Origin of the sequence: Bacillus sp. 95MFCvi2.1, from assembly GCF_000374965.1 — a bacterium.
Taxonomy (GTDB): domain Bacteria; phylum Bacillota; class Bacilli; order Bacillales; family Bacillaceae_G; genus Bacillus_A; species Bacillus_A pseudomycoides.
The window spans coordinates 166,870-183,601 of sequence record NZ_KB895692.1 but is presented as its reverse complement, the minus strand read 5'-3'; the positions used below and the strand labels follow the sequence as shown (position 1 = coordinate 183,601).

The window sequence follows — 16,732 nt, the reverse complement described above, 5'->3', positions numbered from 1 at the left end:
GGCAGTACAAATGAATTTTTCGTTAACAGAAGAACAACAAAGTGTTAGAAAAGTAGTGAGGTCCTTTGTAGATAATGAAATTATTCCATATATTAAAGAATGGGATGAAAAAGGACATTTTGAACAAAAAATCTTGAAGCGTTTAGCAGAACTGCAATTTATGGGCGTTTGTATCCCAGAACAATATGGCGGCGTGGGTATGGATTATAATACGCTGGCTATTGTTTGTGAAGAATTAGAACGCGGTGACACAGCTTTCCGTACAGCTGTATCTGTACATACAGGTCTAAATAGTATGACACTTCTGCAATGGGGAACAGAAGAACAAAAACAAAAGTACCTTGTTTCACAAGCGAAAGGTGAAAAAATTGGGGCTTTCGGTTTAACAGAACCAAATGCAGGGTCAGATGTCGTTGCGATGCAAACAACAGCAGTGAAACAAGGTGATCACTATGTATTAAATGGATCTAAAACATGGATTTCGCTATGTGATGTTGCAGATCACTTCTTAATATTTGCGAAAACAAATCCAGAATTAAAGCACCGAGGTATTTCTTGTTTTATCGTAGAACGAACATTTCCTGGAGTATCGACAAAAACGATAAAAGGAAAGCTTGGCATTCGAGCTGGCAACACAGGTGAAGTATTTTTAGATGAAGTAAAAGTACCAGCGGAAAACCTTCTTGGAGAAGAAGGTGAAGGGTTTAAAATTGCAATGGCTTCATTAGATAATGGACGTTTCACAGTAGCAGCAGGTGCGTGCGGACTGATTCAAGCAAGTTTGGAGGCAAGTGTAAAGTATTGTGAAGAGAGAAAAACATTTGGGAAAGAAATTGGGAAACATCAGCTTGTGCAGCAAATGATTGCGAAAATGTCTGCAAACCTTGAAATATCACGTTTATTGGTTTATAAAGCTGGGTGGTTAAAAAATGAAGGGAAACGTAATACACGTGAAACTTCTTTAGCAAAATGGATCGCTTGTGACGCTGCATTTGAAGCGGCAAATGATGCAGTGCAGGTGCACGGGGCATATGGATATTCAAATGAATTTCCAGTAGAACGATATTTGCGAAATGCAAAAGCTCCAGTTATTTACGAAGGAACACGTGAGATTCATACTATTATGCAGGCAGAATACGCACTGGGTTATCGCTCTGATAAGGAACTCCGTAATATGTTACCGAAGTGGCCTTTTGAAGAAAGTGAAGCAGAAATGGTAACGAAATAAAATAGGAAGGTAGTGCAACGAAGGTTGCACTACCTTTTTTTGTTATATTTTTAACTTACAAGTATTTACATCCCTTTTGTCTTAGTGTACTATTTAACTAGTACACTAAGACAAAAGGAGGGGAGAAATGAAAATTGAGTTTTCTCCTAACATACCGATTTATATTCAGATGATGGAATACATAAAAAAGGAAATTGTAACAGGTCATTTATTACCTGGTGACAAAATTCCCTCTGTACGTGAATTAGCGAGTGAGTTACAAGTCAATCCAAATACAATTCAGCGTACATTTCAAGAACTAGAGAGAGAAGGTATCGTTGTAACACGCAGAGGGATGGGGAGATATGTAACGAGTGAAGGGGAGAAAATTATGGAGCTGCGCAAAGATATGGCAAAAGAACTGCTTCATTCATTTATAAATGGCATGGATAATTTAGGATTTTCAGAAGAGGAAATTCTCTCGATTCTTCGTTCTTCATTAGATGAGAAAAGGGAGGGGAACTGATGACAGAGCTATTAAAAATAGAGAACTTATGGAAGCGATATGGTTTAAAAGCAGTGATTCGTGAGCTAAACATAGAGATTACAGAAGGAAAAATCGTTGGTCTTGTTGGAGATAACGGTAGTGGAAAAACAACATTATTGAAAATGATCTCAGGTTTGCAGCACCCTTCGGAAGGAAATATCACAATAGCAGGTGAGAAAGTAGGTTTAGAAACAAAAAAGATTGTTTCATTTATGCCTGATAGACCAGTATTTGATGAATGGATGACTGTAAAAGAGGCTTTATTTTTCTATAGAGACTTTTATCAAGATTTTGATATTCAAAAGGCGGTTGATACGATAGCTGAATTTAAAATACCGCTAGAAGAAAAAATTACAGTACTGTCAAAAGGAATGGTTGAAAAGCTACAGCTGATTTTAACATTTTCGAGAAAAGCAAAACTTTATATATTAGATGAACCACTTGGCGGAATCGACCCTGTTTCACGGGAGCATGTGCTAGAACTTATATTACAATTCTATCGTGAAGATTGTACTATCATCATTTCGACCCATTTAATTGGCGAAATTGAAAACATTTTTGATGAGGTTATCTTTTTGAAGGATGGTGAGATTGTACTGCATGAGAATGTAGAAGAGCTTCGTTTTCAGAGGGGAAAAGCTGTAAATGAGTTGTTTAAGGAGGTGTTCAGGAAATGAGTTCACTTCTTCGATATTTATATAATTGTAATAAAAAGAAGGTATGGATAATTTATTTTGGATTTATTACTATTTCATTAATTTTATTATTTAATATGAAGGGGTCCTCAGGGATAAGGGTTTCAAATAGACAAGATATAGCATTAATCATATTTATATTCTTATTTTGTATGACTGCATTTTCTATCTTCTTATTGGCGATCTCTTCTTTCAGAAAAATAGTAAGAGGGTCTATGATTCAATATGTTGCCATCCCATCAAAGAAATATATATATGCGAATTTATTATTTTTTATAATAATGTTTACTTTATTGTCGTTAATAGGAATTGCTTTTTTACATCTTCTTTCTATCAATATATATGAGAATAAAGCAAATGGAGGGGTACAACAAGCCATTAATAGGTTATACAATTATGGGCTTTTACACCATTTGTTCTCTATCTTCTTATGGATTATAGATTTAGTGAGTACATTAGTTTCTCTGTATTTCATAATCATAGTTGTAAAACTATTTAATGTGAAATCCTCATTAAATAAAATGTTATTTATAATTTTCTTTGTTGTTTTCGGTGGAATCCAGTTTGTTATAACTAATATGCTAGACAAAATAAATATATATGTATTTTCGATAAAAAATGTTGGAGTTATAGATAAAAATGGTTTTTTTGAAACATCTTTTTATTTTAATGATGCTTCAAATATTTCTTATTTAATTTTTAGTTTATTATTAACTTTTTTATTGATGGTAATAACAAGTCATATCATCGACAAAAAACTAGAAGTCTAAAGGAGGAACAATCATTGGGAAACGTAGTAGTGAAATTAGAAAACGTCCATAAAAAAATAGGGAAAAATGAAATTATTCGTGGTCTTTCATTTGAGGTTCGTGAAGGGGAAGTATATGGATTTCTTGGACCGAATGGAAGTGGGAAAACGACGACAATTCGGATGATGACTGGTCTGATTTCAATGACAAAAGGCGATATTACAATTTGTGGTCATAGCATTCAGACAGAACGTGAGAAGGCGTTAGAACAAATTGGGGCGATTGTCGAGAATCCGGAACTCTATGACTATATGACAGGAATGCAAAATTTAAAGCATTTTGCAAATATGGCAGTTAAGCCGATTAGTAAAGAACGAATTACTGAAATTGTAAAACTTGTAGAATTAGAACACGCTATCCATAAGAAAGTGAAAACATATTCACTTGGAATGAAACAACGTCTGGGGATTGCGCAAGCGCTTTTGCATAACCCGAAAATTTTAATTTTAGATGAACCGACGAACGGATTAGATCCGGCTGGTATTCGTCAAATTCGTGATTATTTACAACGATTAGCGAAAGAGGAAAATATCGCTGTCATCGTATCGAGTCATTTATTGAGTGAAATTGAATTGATGTGCGATCGTGTTGTTATTATTAAGCAAGGACAGTTTGTGCAAGAGTATAACTTACATGAGCAAGCAAAGCATGGTGAAACGGTTGTAGTGGCATTTGAGGTAGATCAAATTCAGAAAGCGAATGAAATTATTAAAGGTAAGGCACAAGGGAGCGTAGTTGAGACATCTGTAGCGAAAGAAAAGATTCCGCAAATTGTAAAACAACTTGTGCATGCTGATGTACTTGTATATGGCGTTACAGTACAAAATAAAACGTTAGAAGATGAGTTCTTAGCGATTACAGGGGGAGTGAGAGCGTAATGTTTAAATTAATTCAAAATGAATTGCTAAAATTACATGCAAAAAAAGGTATGTATATTTTAATAGGTGTAATTGCTGCATTAGAAATTTTAGGTGTCCTCGCAATATTAAAATGGGGTGAAGCTAAAGATTTTAATGGAACATATTTAGATTTTACGAAGTCAGATATTAGTTTAGTTATTTTATTTGCAACAATTTTCGGTATTACGATTGCTTCTCGTACGATTACAGAGGAGTTTCAAAAAGGAACGATTAAGCAATTATTAATTCGTCCGAGAAAAAGAATTATGATTTTATTTTCTAAATACATTTCTGTATTACTAACAATGTTATTTGTTGTCTTTGCTGGTATGTTAATTGCAATGATTATCGGTGCAATTGCAATGGACGGAGGGAAAACAGATTTAACGTTAAGCATATTGCTTAAATCAATCTCATATCAACTTCTTGCACCGTTCTTCTTTGCAACACTTGCCTTTTTCTTGGCAAATGTATTTAGAAAATCTGTGTTGCCATTAATTATTACATTGTTCCTATTTTTCCTACAAGGGCCAATTAAGATGGCACTTATGATGTTTGGAAAAGGTACTGTGAAATTTGTTGTGTTTTTCCATTTGAACTTAAGTATGTACGACAGCAACAAATTAATTAGTGGCGGCGCTGAACCACCATTTACAGAATTTAATTTCACAACATCTTTACTGCTAGTACTTGCTTATTTTGTAGTATTACTCGTTGCATCAAGTACATTATTCCAAAAGCGTGATGTACTATAATAGAAAAATCCCCGCTCGCGGGGATTTTTCTTAACCAACTTTTTCTTCTGTTTTTTCACGATCCCAGCATTCTGTATTTTCTAAACCAGGAATGCTGTCGGCGTAGAAGACAGGATCTTTTCCAGCCTCTTTTTGCTTCATATAATCTTTTAATGCTGCAAATGCGTATTTGCTTAAGAATATGATTGTAACTAAGTTGAAGATTGCCATAACGCCCATAAATAGGTCGGCTAAATCCCAAACAACTTGAATGGTTGCAACAGAACCTAGGAATACCATACCAATTACAGCGATGCGGTAAATCATAAGTGTTGTTTTGCTTCCTTTTAAGAACTCGATATTTGTCTCACCATAATAGTAATTTCCGATTAGAGAACTGAAAGCAAACAAGAAGATTGCTACAGCGACAAAGATTGGAGCCCAAGGACCAATATGTGCTTTTAACGCTTCTTGTGTTAACTGAATACCGTTTAAATCTGTTCCAGTATGAACGTCTGATAAAAGGATAATAAAAGCAGTACAACTGCATATTAATAATGTATCTGTAAAGACACCAAGTGTTTGAATAAAACCTTGTTTAACAGGGTGTGTTACATTAGCAGTCGCAGCTGCGTTTGGTGCACTACCCATACCAGCTTCATTGGAGAATAAACCACGTTTGACACCAAGTAAAACAGCTGCACCAAAGCTACCGCCCGCGATTTCTTTTATGCCAAATGCGTGTGCTAAAATTTCTTTTATCATTTCTGGAATCAATGTAATATTTGTCACGACAACAAATAGTGCAACTGCAACATAAATGATTGCCATAACTGGTACAATCATTTCTACAACACGTGCGATTCGTTTTACGCCACCAAAAATAATAACAGATAATAGAGCAGCTAATGAAACTCCAACTATTTTTGGATCGATATGAAAAGCACCATCGAATGCAGATGTTACGGTATTTGCTTGTACAGCGTTAAAGACTAAACCGAAACTAACTGTGATTAAAACGGAGAAAATCATACCCATCCAGCGTTTGTTTAAACCTTTTTCCATGTAGTATGCTGGTCCACCACGGAATGTTTTACCGTCTTTAATTTTATAAATTTGTGCAAGTGTACTTTCAACGAAAGCAGATGCGCCGCCAATCATAGCGATAAGCCACATCCAAAAGACAGCACCTGGTCCACCCGTAGAAATAGCAATTGCTACACCAGCTAAGTTACCTGTTCCAACACGTGATGCTGTACTCATGCAAAACGCTTGGAATGAAGAAACACCATGCTTTTCTTTTTGTGCTTTACGTGTAGAGGGGCTTGCGCCATCGCCTAGCAAACGGACCATTTCACGAATGTGACGGAATTGAACAAATCCAGCTCTTATTGTAAAATAACAACCTACAGTGATTAACAATGTAATTAAAATATAACCCCATAAATATTCGTTTGTTGTTGTAATAAACTTATGAATCGGAGTAATGACATTTTCAAAAAAATCCATGTGCGTAATCCTCCTTATTCCTATCATGATAATGTGTTTTGAAAAAACAGGTATAAAAAGCGACGTTTAACATTATAACAGAAAATCTTGCAAAGAGGAAATTACAAAATAGATTCCATATTATATATTTTAATAGGTATAGTATTTAAAGGCGAACTGAGAAAAATAGGAAGAATTTTAATGATATTCATATTAAAATATAAATATATCATCTTGGGGGTGTTTTTTATTCAATACGCATTTTCACGTATACGACTTCGGAATTTTTTTGCATGGATGATTTTGGGTATAGTAGTAATGGTGCTACCGCTATCCTTTGTGGGCGCTTCAGAAAATGTCATGGATGTTGCAGTGCAAATTTCGGTGTTTTTTGTATTTCCACTACTATGGTTATATTTAAAAACACGAAAAAATAATGTTATATTTACTAGCTTCTTTGATAAACCATCACGGTTAAACTGGAAGATAATCATAGTTGCAACCGCAATGGGAATGATTTTTGCATTCGGTGTATCTTTTATTCAATTTTACATATTAGCACATCTTGTTCCAGATTTCTTAATGGGTGTATTAAGTGATGATAGTGTAATTGATATGAGTAGCACATATACAAAAATCTTTAGCTTTATTTCAGCATGTATTTTTGCACCTATTATGGAGGAAGTTATCTTTCGAGGTTTCTTTTTACAGCGTATGACGTTTAAGTGGGGGATAAAACGTGCTGTAATTGTGTCCTCTCTTATTTTTGGTTTAGGACATTTTGATGTAGTCGGTGCTTTTGTATTTGGTGTTGTCATGTGTCTTCTTTACATAAAAACGAAAAATATATGGACGAATATTGCTGTTCATGCGTTGAATAATTGTATAGCAACTACCATCCAATTAACGAGTGGTGAAGGAACAGATGATGTCATTTCGATTGCTGAATTACAAGGACAAAGTAATTTATGGATTGGACTCGTTGTAATTCTGATCAGTTTATTATGGTTGGCACCTTTTATTCGTAAAAATTGGCGAACTGTAAAAGAAGTGGGGGTACCACCTCTTCGTTTTATCAATGAAGATAAGGCAGTTGTACCATTACAACAAAATAAAATGTATAGTCAAGTCATTTTAACGGATCAACTTATGGCTGTAGAGTTGCCAGATGAGGCTGTGAATCAGTTGAGATTAGAAGAGAATGATTATGTAACGGTTGTAGTAGAGAATGAAAAAATTATTATAACAAAGGCAGAACACTGATAAGAGTATAGGAAATGAAAAAGAGCAGCTCTCCAATATAAATGAGGAGAGCTGCTATTTTAATGGATAACAATTTCAACGTGGAAGTTGTTTCCGTTTTTTACATATTTAATATCTGTGACTGTACGAACCATTTTTAAAATTTCCACCTTTTCCCCAATTCGAGGGATGGTGGGAACATTATCCCAAATTCCAAGTAAATCATCTTCTTGTATCGTTTTTTCGTAAAACCAAATTTTCAATGTAATGCCCCTTTCTCGAACTTTATGTATTTTAATACATAATAAAACATTTTTATTCTTTTTGTAAGGGGTTTTTTATTATATTTTGAATAAAAATTAATTTTGTTCTTCTGGAAAAATATGTTCGATATCAGGAGTAAGGGATACTTCCGATAATACGATATGAGAAACAGTTGTTGCATATGAAGAAACATCATTAATAAACTCTTCAAGTTCAACTAATGAAGGAACAGAAATTTTAACGATATAACAAAGACTTCCAGTTACGCGATAGCAAAAGCTTGCCGATGGATACGATTGAATAAATTGTTGCATGCGCGTTGTATCACCATTTTTTAAGGTGATTTCTAAAATACAATCTAAGACGAGCCCGGCTTTTTTATAATCAATATCAATTGTATATTTTTGAATGACTCCTTCATTTTCTAACTTACGAACACGTTCTGCAGTAGAAGGCGCGGATAAGTTTACGCGTTTTGATAATTCTCGCATAGAGAGGCGACTATCATTATATAATTCATTTAAAATTTTACGATCTACACGATCTAATTGCATATGTAACTATACCTCCAGTAAAATAATAATTTTTGTAAAGAAAATATATAAATAAAGATTCATATGAAATGTGAAAAGGCTATACTTTATTTTACAATAAAACAGAAAGGAATAGGAGGAGAAATGATGGAGAGAATTTCATTATCAGATGTAGGAGAAACAAAGTTTCAAAAATTATTAGGGCATTGTCCAGATATACTACATACTTGGAGTGTATTAGAAAATACATTATATGAAAAAGGGGCACTTTCTGCAGAATTAAAAGAACAAGTACGTAGAACACTTGCTTTTGGAAATGAGTGTTTGTATTGCATGGCAAAAGGAAAGCCAGATGATGTGCAAAAGGTAGAAGAGATTAGTACTGCTGTAACCTTTGCACATGTATTTGTACATAATCGTTCAGCGATAGATGATAAGATGTTTGATGTGTTGAAACAGTATTGGAGTGAGGCAGAGATTGTAGAGCTCTGTGTATATATTTGCTTTATTACTGCTTCACAACAACTTGGATTTTTATTTCAATTACAGCCAGGAGAGGAGAAGGAATAATGCTGAAACAGTCAGCACTTGTTATTATTGATGTACAAAAAGCGTTTAATCTACCTTATTGGGGCGAGCGAAATAATCCTTTTGCAGAAGAGAATATGAAAAGTTTATTAGAAGAGTGGAGACGAAGAGATTTGCCGCTTTTTCATATACAACATGTAAACAAAGAAAATATAGAATCGATGTTTCATCCAAATGCAGAAACAAGTCAGTTTAAAGAGGAAGTACAGCCATTACAAGGGGAGATAGCTATTCAAAAGTGTGTGAACAGTGCATTCATGGGAACAAATTTAGAAAAGCAATTAAAAGAGAAGAACTGTAACTCGGTTATTATTGTTGGGTTAACGACGAATCACTGTGTGGAAACAACAACACGGATGGCTGGAAATTTAGGCTTTTCAACGTATTTAGTAAGTGATGCAACAGCTACATTTAATCGAAAAGGGCCGGATGGTTTACAATATTGTGCAGAAGAAATTCATAATATGACCCTCGTAAATCTTCATGAGGAATTCGCTACCATCGTTACAACATCGGAAATATTAGAGAAGGTAAGATTGGTTCAGTTGTAACGATGAATGATTGATACTATTTCAATAAAATATTTGAATAATTATGTAGAAAAAAATAAGAATATTTCGTATAATTAAAGTATAATTATTTTGAAAATAGGGGTGGCAGCATATGGAGCAAATTCCAGTAAAGAAAATAGAAACAGTACTCGTTTTAGCAGAAGAGGATAAACAAAAACAAAAGGAATTTTATGAATTGTTGCTAACAACTCATTTTTATGTTGCTGGATCTATAGAGGCGGATGATTCTGCATCAGAAGGAACACTTCGTTTGCGTTATTTCCAAGGAGAGGGTAGATGGATCGTACCGTTCTTTACACAATTGGAATTTGTGAAAGATGTGTTACCGGAAGAAACGCCCCTTATTACGATACGTGGGAAAGAATTATTTGAAAATCTAGATCAAGAAGCGACGGCGGTATTGAATGTTGGTACAGAGCTTAGCAAAACGTTTATTCCAGAAGAGGTTGCGGATATAGCATCTGGGTGTATATTTAATTATTATCAGTAAAAAAATTGTTGTCAGCACTCCTTATAGTCAACTCGGTATAAGGAAATATATATAAATACAAATTGAAAAATCGACATAAAACCTAATATGTAGGTGGAAGAGAGCATCCGACCATGCATAAAAGCGGTCAGACCCTCTTCCTGCCCCATGCTAAGTGAAAACAAAGAGAGAAAGTAAGTGCGGGTCACCTTTTTCTTCATAACAGCGACTTATATGTTGAAAAATCAAAATGGATATATATAGTAAAAAGGAAAAGCGATACACGCTCTTCCTTTTTTTGCTGTGAATGAAAAATTATATAGAGTATTTCCTTCTAACCTAATATAAAGTGAAATCTTAATCAGTGAGGATGATTAAAATTTCACACCTGAAGGGATAGAAAGTGTATTTCTTTCCGTGTCCATTGTGGCAGTAACACCGAGTGGTATTCCGACATTTGGCTGTATATGCCCGATAGGAAGGCCGAATAACACAGGAATATTGTATGGAGCGAGATAGTTATACAATATGGTTTGTAATGATAGAGACTGCTTTGAGGCTATACAATCATGGCAGCTGGTGAATACAACTCCTGCACATTCATTCAATTTTCCTGCTAAATGTAATTGATTGAACATGCGATCAATACGATACGGTTCTTCTTCAATATCTTCAAGTAATACAATTTTATTCGCTGTATAGATTTCATAGGGGGTACCCAGTGTACTTACTAAAACGGTTAAATTACCTCCAACTAATGGTGCGGAAACTGTACAAGTAGATGTAGTGGTAATGCATTCTGCTGCTGGTAAAATAGTTGAATACGGATAGAATAGTTGATTGAAAGAAGATGAAGAAAGAGAATTCACTCCTTTTCCTAATTCTTCAATCATAGGTCCATGGAATGTAATGAGTCCTACATATTGTGAAAAGGCAATATGTAAAGCAGTAATATCACTATATCCCCAAAAAATCTTCGGGTTGTTTCGAATGAGTTCATATTGAATATGAGGAAGGAGACGACCACTTCCGTATCCACCTCTTGCGCAAAAAACGGCTTGCACTTCAGGATTGGAAAAAGATTCATGTAAATCCTGAAGGCGGATTGCATCATTTCCAGCTAGATAGCCGTATTTCTCGTAAACACTTTGACCAATTATTACGGATAGGCCCATTGTTTCTAATACTTTTTTTCCTGCAAGAACGTGTTCTATTACTGGAGGGCCTGCTGGAGCAATAATCATTACCGTATCACCTTGTTGTAAGACATTTGGCTGAATCATTTAAATCTCCTCCTTCGTTTTCAATATATTCGTTTATAAGCAGTTCGATCCTTTTAAAAGAAGGGAAAAGTTTGTTGAGTCGAGAAGATATAAGAGGGCATAGGGAGGGGGAGAAGGATGTTTACAAGCAGAGTAAATGATGTATTACAAATAAAGTATCCAATTATTCAGGCTGGTATGGCAGGTGCAATTACGACACCAGAGCTTGTTGCGGCTGTGTGTAATAGCGGCGGCCTAGGGACGCTCGGGGCTGGTTATATGAGTCCGGAACAAATTCGTCAATCTATTTATAAAATAAGAGAGTTAACAGATAGACCGTTTGCAGTAAATTTGTTACTTACGAAAGAAATACAAATTGAGGAAGAAAAAGTACAAGTAGCAAGAAATTTATTAGAGCCGATACGAAAAGAATTAGGTATAGATGAGTATAATCAATCATTACAACTTCCGAAAAGTTATAAAGAACAATTGCACGTGTTAAAGGAAGAAAAAGTTCCGGTTATAAGCTTTGCATTTCACACGTTAGAACAAGAGGAAATTGTATCGTTGAAGAAAGAGGGCATAAAGATAATTGGAACAGCTACAAATGTGGCAGAAGCGAAGGTGCTTGCTGAATTAGAGGTAGATGTAATTGTTGGACAAGGTAGCGAGGCTGGAGGACACCGCGGGACTTTTATTGGGAAAGAAAAAGATTCTATGATCGGTACATTTGCATTAATTCCACAAATGGTAGCCGCAGTATCAAATATCCCAATTGTAGCGGCAGGAGGCATTATGAATGGACAAGGTCTTGTTGCAGCAATGGCACTAGGTGCAGAAGGCATTCAAATGGGAACAGCATTTTTAACAAGTGAAGAAAGTATTACACATAATGTACATAAAAAAGCGGTACTGCATAGTACAGATACGAGTACAACTGTAACGAGATCATTTTCTGGAAAATATGCAAGGGGGGTTCGAAATACATTTATAGAACAACATGAAGAAAAAGAAGAAATGCTCCCAATGTATCCAGTTCAAAATGTATTAACCGCTAAAATACGTCAAGAAGCTGCAAAACAAAACAAAGGGGAATATATGTCACTCTGGGCTGGACAAGCTTCTTCATTAGCAAGAAAAGAATCAGCTCAGCAAATTGTTGAACGAGTGTTGGGAGAAGTAAAGGTAACCGTAGAAAATTTACAAAGCATATATACAAAAAGACCACTTGAATAATTCAAGCGGTCTTTTTATTAGTTTGTTTTATAAAATTGCTGGATCGCTTCGTCGATGTATACCCAGCCTTTCCAGCCTAAGTGCATATGATCTTTTAAGAAGTATTTGTCATACTCATGGTTTGAAAAGTCAGCAATTGGATAGCCAGCTTGTTTAATTTGCTCATGAACTTTCTTATAGTATAATTCGCGTCGTTCTTTCGGGAATCCAGCATAATCATACCAAGGACCTTTTACAGGAACAGAAATGAAGAGTGGTTTTGCACCAGATTGTTTTAATAAATCGAGCGCAATTTGTAAATCTTCATATTCTGGAGAGTGATCATAAGCGTCATTTTTTAAGTAATCTTTGCGTTGCTTCAATTTCTTTTTAATTTTGCTATTGAAGTAATCATCTTCGATACCATACTGATTTGATTTTGATTCTAATTCACCAGTTTGATCCGCGTGTTTACGTGCTTCATTCCAGTTCATTTGTTTCAATGCTGGATCAAGTTGTTCTTTATGCGGTTTAATATCGAACATCACTGTAAATATGTCTTTGCGATCTAAAATATTACGGTAAAGATAAGCAAATGGTTTCGCTGCAATTGCTTTTATCTTATGTTTAGTATCATCATAGACAATGCCTTCTAAAGATGTTTTTAATAACGTCTCTTTTTTTACAATTTCAAAGTTCAATAAACGTTTTGCAATTTGTTTTTTCATTTCAGGCTTTAAATCATTGTTAAAAATGAAATGGTAGCCTTGTTGTTTTGAAAAGTTAGGTGCAAAGTGTGTTTCATCAATGCCTTGTGGTACAAACCATTGTGGTGAAAGAACAAAGACCATTTTTTTATCTTTTAATTGATCCATTGTAGATGCAAAGTTTAGCACATGGATAAGGTCTTGCGTTCCGCCACGACCAAGAAGAAATGGTGTGAATCCTTCAGGTTTTACCTTAAAGTAATTGGATGGATGAAAAGCATCCATTCTCGCAAATTCCGATGAACCATACATCGGAAGGTATTTCGGATCTTCTAACATTTTTTGCTGTAAAATCATACTTTGTATTTTCTCTGATTTTAGAGAAGTTGCCGCCTCTTCTACTTTCTTATCACTGACAAGCGGAAGTAGAAAGCGTGTTGGAATAAGTAAGAATACAGCAAAAAGGGCCAATGCTAAGAGCATCGGTCCAAAAGTTGCTTTTTTCATCGGATTTCTTCCAACTTTTTAATAATCATGTTTGGTGTTGCCCACTCATCACGATCAAAATCAGAAATAGATACTTCGATATCTAGACGTTCTTGGAATTCTACTAATAAAGATACTGTATCGAAAGAATCAAGGATACCTTCTTCAAATAATTGTACATCTGGATTTTCTTTTACAATATCATTTTCACAAACTTCTTCTAAAATATCTAATACTTGATCTTTAAATTCTGCCATTTTTAAAATCTCCTTTATATCCGAAATATATTATGTGTAACTTCTTAGCTGTAAGAAAAGAAGCTATTCATTAAAAGTATCTGTTAAGGTGACCAGAGAAGATTAGGAAACCGAAACATACGAAATGGAACGTAATCACTACTGCAAGAACATGCATGAATTTATTGTTTGGCCAAAATTTATGTTTCTTGTTTTTTCGTTCGAAAATATCAAACGAAATAAACAAAACAGTATGGTAAAGGCCGTAAATAATGTACTGGTAAACATGTTCACCTAGAATATGCCAAACGCCCATAATGAAAAAGTTTAAAAATGCACCGATATATGAAATCGTGTAGCGATTTTTAAGTAGCTTTTTCTTTGTTGCGAAAAAGACAAAGCGCATATAAATAAAATCACGGAACCAGAATGATAAGGTCATGTGCCAACGGTTCCAGAAATCTTTAATGTTACGACTAATAAATGGTTTATTAAAGTTTTCTGGTGTTTTAATACCCATCATATAACTGACACCAATTACGAATGCACTATAACCTGCGAAGTCGAAGAATAGGTATAAACTGTAACTATACATATAAATCGCATTAGAGAAAATGGTATCTTGATTCGCAAATACTGCATCAACAAAATGCTTCTGCAATAAATAAGCGATAATAAACTTATACAGGAAACCTTGGAAAATACGATTAATACCTGTATAGAGTAACTTTTGATATTCTTCAGCACTTGGTGGCTTTTGAATATCTTTTTGGAATCTACGATAACGATCAATAGGTCCAGTCGAGATAGCTGGGAAGAACAGAACAAATTCCCAGAAATTAAAGAATGAGAATTCTTTAATTAAACCGTCACGAATCTCAAATACCATTTGTACTGCTCTGAATGTTACATAAGACATACCAGCAAATACAATGAATTTTAATTCATGTACAAATGGTGCGATTTTTGCCAGAATTAGTGGCAAAATCGATAAAATAACAGCCATGTAAAACATGGACGTATTATTATTTTGTTTTCTTAATAATAAATAGCCTTTAATAAGGATGTATTGCCAAATGATAAATGCTGCTAACATCATTGCTTGCTTCGGTTTGTCAGAGAAAATAAGTGCAAGCATTACTAACGTTAGAACGGCATTATATTTACGCAACATTTTACCTTTTAATCCAGCTATGATAGTAGGTATTAATAAAATGCCCACTATAGCGAAAAAATAAAATGATCCATATGCGGTCATGCTGTAACCTCACTCAATAATTTTTTGCGATCTACCTTTCCATTTGGTGTCATTGGAATAGAAGATTGATACATGAATTTACGTGGAATCATGTAGTTTGGTAATCGCTCATTGAGTTCTTTTTTGATTGCAGATGTCAATTTGAATTCTTTTTCAAATGAATGCTCTCCAGGAACAACAACCGCTAATAAATAATCGTATTTTTCACCTTTTTTAATTGGAACAACAACTGCTCCTTCTACGTAAGAACACGCGCGAAGGTGATGTTCGATTTCTTCTAATTCCATTCGATAACCGTGAAGCTTAATTTGGAAATCAAGACGACCATTATAGAATAGAAGACCATTTTCTACATAGCCAGCATCACCTGTTTTGTAGGCGCGCTCACCATCAATCATTGTGAATACTTTTTCTGTTAATTCAGGGCTTCCTAAATAACCAACGCTTACGCTTGGACCGACAATTACGATTTCACCTTTTTCACCATCTGGTGCAATCGTGCCATCTTCTTTCATAATAAGAAGGCGACAGTCTGATTTACAGTAGCCAACAGGAAGAGATTTATATTTATCAACAACTTCTTGTGTAACGTGAATGCCTGTTACAGCAACAGTAGCTTCTGTAGGACCGTACGTATTCATAATTGCTGCTTTCGGGAAGCGCTCAATTAATTTTCTAGCTACTTCATTTGGTAATACTTCACCGCAGAATAAGAATGTTTTCATGTTTGGTAGCATACTTTCAGAGAAAGAAGCTTCCATTAAACACATTTCTGCGAAAGATGGTGTGGAAGTCCATACTTGAATATCCGATTGCTCTAAAGAAGCAAACAAGTCTTTTGGACGTGCAATCATATCTTTATCGATTGCCCAAAGTGTACCACCTGTTACTAACGATGGGTAAATGTCCATTACAGATAAATCGAATGAGAACGGTGCTTGGTTTAAGAATACTTGTCCTGTTTGTAAGTTGAAATCTTGGGCAGCCCATTTTGTAAAGCTAACAAGGCAATTATAAGTAATCTGCACACCTTTCGGGTTACCTGTGCTCCCTGATGTGTAAATAATGTAGAAGTTCTCATCATCTTTTACCGCATGCTCAGGGTTTGGCGTTTGCCCTTTATGAGTAAAGAAAATGTCTTTTAAGTTGTCTTCACATACGATGCGAACTGGTAAGTCAGTTACAGCAACTTCTACCGGAGATAGAAGTAATTTCGCACCAGAACTTTCAGCAATACGTAGCACACGATCAGCTGGAATAGATAAATCTACAGGAATGTAAGCATGTCCAGCTTTCACACACCCTAAAAAGTTGATGATCATTTCAGGTTGCATATGGCCATAAACCATAATTGGTGAACGATCATCTGGATACTCAGAAGAAATCCAGTGCGCCAATGCATCAGAATCTTCCTTTAATTGTTTGTACGTAATTTTCGCATCTCGCCAAACGAAAGCGGTTTGATCAGGCGTTTCTGTCGCCCACTTTTCGATTTGTTCTAATAACTTCATAACGTTCCCA

At 35.0% G+C, this 16,732-nt stretch carries 19 protein-coding genes; 11 read left to right on the top strand and 8 right to left on the bottom strand.

What is annotated here, in order from left to right:
* Positions 1 to 10 precede the first annotated feature (10 nt).
* The 6 genes from C568_RS0106545 to C568_RS0106520 all read left to right on the top strand — a co-directional run bounded on the left by C568_RS0106545 (position 11) and on the right by C568_RS0106520 (position 4,912).
* Positions 11 to 1,228 (top strand): acyl-CoA dehydrogenase family protein, encoded by a 1,218-nt coding sequence (locus C568_RS0106545; protein WP_018781042.1) that lies wholly within the window; start codon positions 11 to 13, stop codon positions 1,226 to 1,228.
* Positions 1,229 to 1,355: 127 nt separating this feature from the next.
* The gene (locus tag C568_RS0106540) at positions 1,356 to 1,733 is read left to right on the top strand and encodes a GntR family transcriptional regulator (RefSeq protein WP_018781041.1); all 378 of its coding nucleotides are present in this window, start codon (positions 1,356 to 1,358) and stop codon (positions 1,731 to 1,733) included.
* On the top strand, positions 1,733 to 2,431 hold the full coding sequence (locus C568_RS0106535; RefSeq protein WP_003206361.1) for an ABC transporter ATP-binding protein: 699 nt from the start codon (positions 1,733 to 1,735) through the stop codon (positions 2,429 to 2,431). Before C568_RS0106540 ends, C568_RS0106535 begins: the two co-directional genes overlap by 1 nt.
* Entirely contained in the window at positions 2,428 to 3,219 is a 792-nt protein-coding gene (locus tag C568_RS0106530; protein ID WP_018781040.1) for a hypothetical protein, read from the top strand. The genes C568_RS0106535 and C568_RS0106530 overlap by 4 nt, the downstream gene beginning before the upstream one ends.
* Before the next feature lie 14 nt (positions 3,220 to 3,233).
* Positions 3,234 to 4,136, top strand: a complete 903-nt coding sequence (locus tag C568_RS0106525) for an ABC transporter ATP-binding protein (RefSeq protein WP_018781039.1) — start codon at positions 3,234 to 3,236, stop codon at positions 4,134 to 4,136.
* The gene (locus C568_RS0106520) at positions 4,136 to 4,912 is read left to right on the top strand and encodes an ABC transporter permease (protein ID WP_003196114.1); all 777 of its coding nucleotides are present in this window, start codon (positions 4,136 to 4,138) and stop codon (positions 4,910 to 4,912) included. The genes C568_RS0106525 and C568_RS0106520 overlap by 1 nt, the downstream gene beginning before the upstream one ends.
* Positions 4,913 to 4,942: 30 nt before the next feature.
* Here C568_RS0106520 and C568_RS0106515 read toward each other — a convergent pair whose 3' ends face one another.
* The gene (locus C568_RS0106515; RefSeq protein WP_018781038.1) at positions 4,943 to 6,400 is read right to left on the bottom strand and encodes an alanine/glycine:cation symporter family protein; all 1,458 of its coding nucleotides are present in this window, start codon (positions 6,398 to 6,400) and stop codon (positions 4,943 to 4,945) included.
* 228 nt (positions 6,401 to 6,628) lie between these two features.
* On the opposite strand from C568_RS0106515, the gene C568_RS0106510 reads away from it, so the two are divergent.
* The gene (locus tag C568_RS0106510) at positions 6,629 to 7,642 is read left to right on the top strand and encodes a CPBP family intramembrane glutamic endopeptidase (RefSeq protein WP_029426983.1); all 1,014 of its coding nucleotides are present in this window, start codon (positions 6,629 to 6,631) and stop codon (positions 7,640 to 7,642) included.
* A gap of 59 nt (positions 7,643 to 7,701) precedes the next feature.
* Here C568_RS0106510 and C568_RS0106505 read toward each other — a convergent pair whose 3' ends face one another.
* Positions 7,702 to 7,884: a DUF3913 family protein gene (locus C568_RS0106505; protein ID WP_003196117.1), complete on the bottom strand. Its 183-nt coding sequence runs from the start codon at positions 7,882 to 7,884 to the stop codon at positions 7,702 to 7,704.
* Positions 7,885 to 7,980: 96 nt separating this feature from the next.
* Positions 7,981 to 8,439: an Lrp/AsnC family transcriptional regulator gene (locus C568_RS0106500; protein ID WP_003196118.1), complete on the bottom strand. Its 459-nt coding sequence runs from the start codon at positions 8,437 to 8,439 to the stop codon at positions 7,981 to 7,983.
* Positions 8,440 to 8,565: 126 nt separating this feature from the next.
* Between C568_RS0106500 and C568_RS0106495 the strand changes: the two genes are divergently transcribed.
* The 3 genes from C568_RS0106495 to C568_RS0106485 all read left to right on the top strand — a co-directional run bounded on the left by C568_RS0106495 (position 8,566) and on the right by C568_RS0106485 (position 10,068).
* Positions 8,566 to 8,988, top strand: a complete 423-nt coding sequence (locus C568_RS0106495) for a carboxymuconolactone decarboxylase family protein (protein ID WP_018764186.1) — start codon at positions 8,566 to 8,568, stop codon at positions 8,986 to 8,988.
* The gene (locus C568_RS0106490; protein WP_018781036.1) at positions 8,988 to 9,557 is read left to right on the top strand and encodes a cysteine hydrolase family protein; all 570 of its coding nucleotides are present in this window, start codon (positions 8,988 to 8,990) and stop codon (positions 9,555 to 9,557) included. Before C568_RS0106495 ends, C568_RS0106490 begins: the two co-directional genes overlap by 1 nt.
* Positions 9,558 to 9,669: 112 nt before the next feature.
* A complete protein-coding gene (locus C568_RS0106485; RefSeq protein WP_018781035.1) occupies positions 9,670 to 10,068 on the top strand; it encodes an SseB family protein in 399 nt (132 codons plus the stop codon).
* Positions 10,069 to 10,421: 353 nt separating this feature from the next.
* On the opposite strand, the gene C568_RS0106480 is transcribed toward C568_RS0106485, so the two are convergent.
* Entirely contained in the window at positions 10,422 to 11,330 is a 909-nt protein-coding gene (locus tag C568_RS0106480) for a S66 peptidase family protein (protein ID WP_018781034.1), read from the bottom strand.
* A gap of 117 nt (positions 11,331 to 11,447) precedes the next feature.
* On the opposite strand from C568_RS0106480, the gene C568_RS0106475 reads away from it, so the two are divergent.
* On the top strand, positions 11,448 to 12,545 hold the full coding sequence (locus tag C568_RS0106475; RefSeq protein ID WP_006094124.1) for an NAD(P)H-dependent flavin oxidoreductase: 1,098 nt from the start codon (positions 11,448 to 11,450) through the stop codon (positions 12,543 to 12,545).
* Between the two features lie 17 nt (positions 12,546 to 12,562).
* Here the strand turns inward: C568_RS0106475 and dltD are convergent, their stop codons facing one another.
* The 4 genes from dltD to dltA form a co-directional block, all read right to left on the bottom strand.
* Positions 12,563 to 13,738: a D-alanyl-lipoteichoic acid biosynthesis protein DltD gene (dltD, locus tag C568_RS0106470; protein WP_018781033.1), complete on the bottom strand. Its 1,176-nt coding sequence runs from the start codon at positions 13,736 to 13,738 to the stop codon at positions 12,563 to 12,565.
* Entirely contained in the window at positions 13,735 to 13,974 is a 240-nt protein-coding gene (dltC, locus tag C568_RS0106465) for a D-alanine--poly(phosphoribitol) ligase subunit DltC (protein WP_018781032.1), read from the bottom strand. The genes dltD and dltC overlap by 4 nt, the downstream gene beginning before the upstream one ends.
* Before the next feature lie 70 nt (positions 13,975 to 14,044).
* Entirely contained in the window at positions 14,045 to 15,211 is a 1,167-nt protein-coding gene (gene dltB / locus C568_RS0106460; RefSeq protein WP_018781031.1) for a D-alanyl-lipoteichoic acid biosynthesis protein DltB, read from the bottom strand.
* Entirely contained in the window at positions 15,208 to 16,722 is a 1,515-nt protein-coding gene (gene dltA / locus C568_RS0106455; RefSeq protein ID WP_018781030.1) for a D-alanine--poly(phosphoribitol) ligase subunit DltA, read from the bottom strand. Before dltA ends, dltB begins: the two co-directional genes overlap by 4 nt.
* Between the last annotated feature and the right edge of the window lie 10 nt (positions 16,723 to 16,732).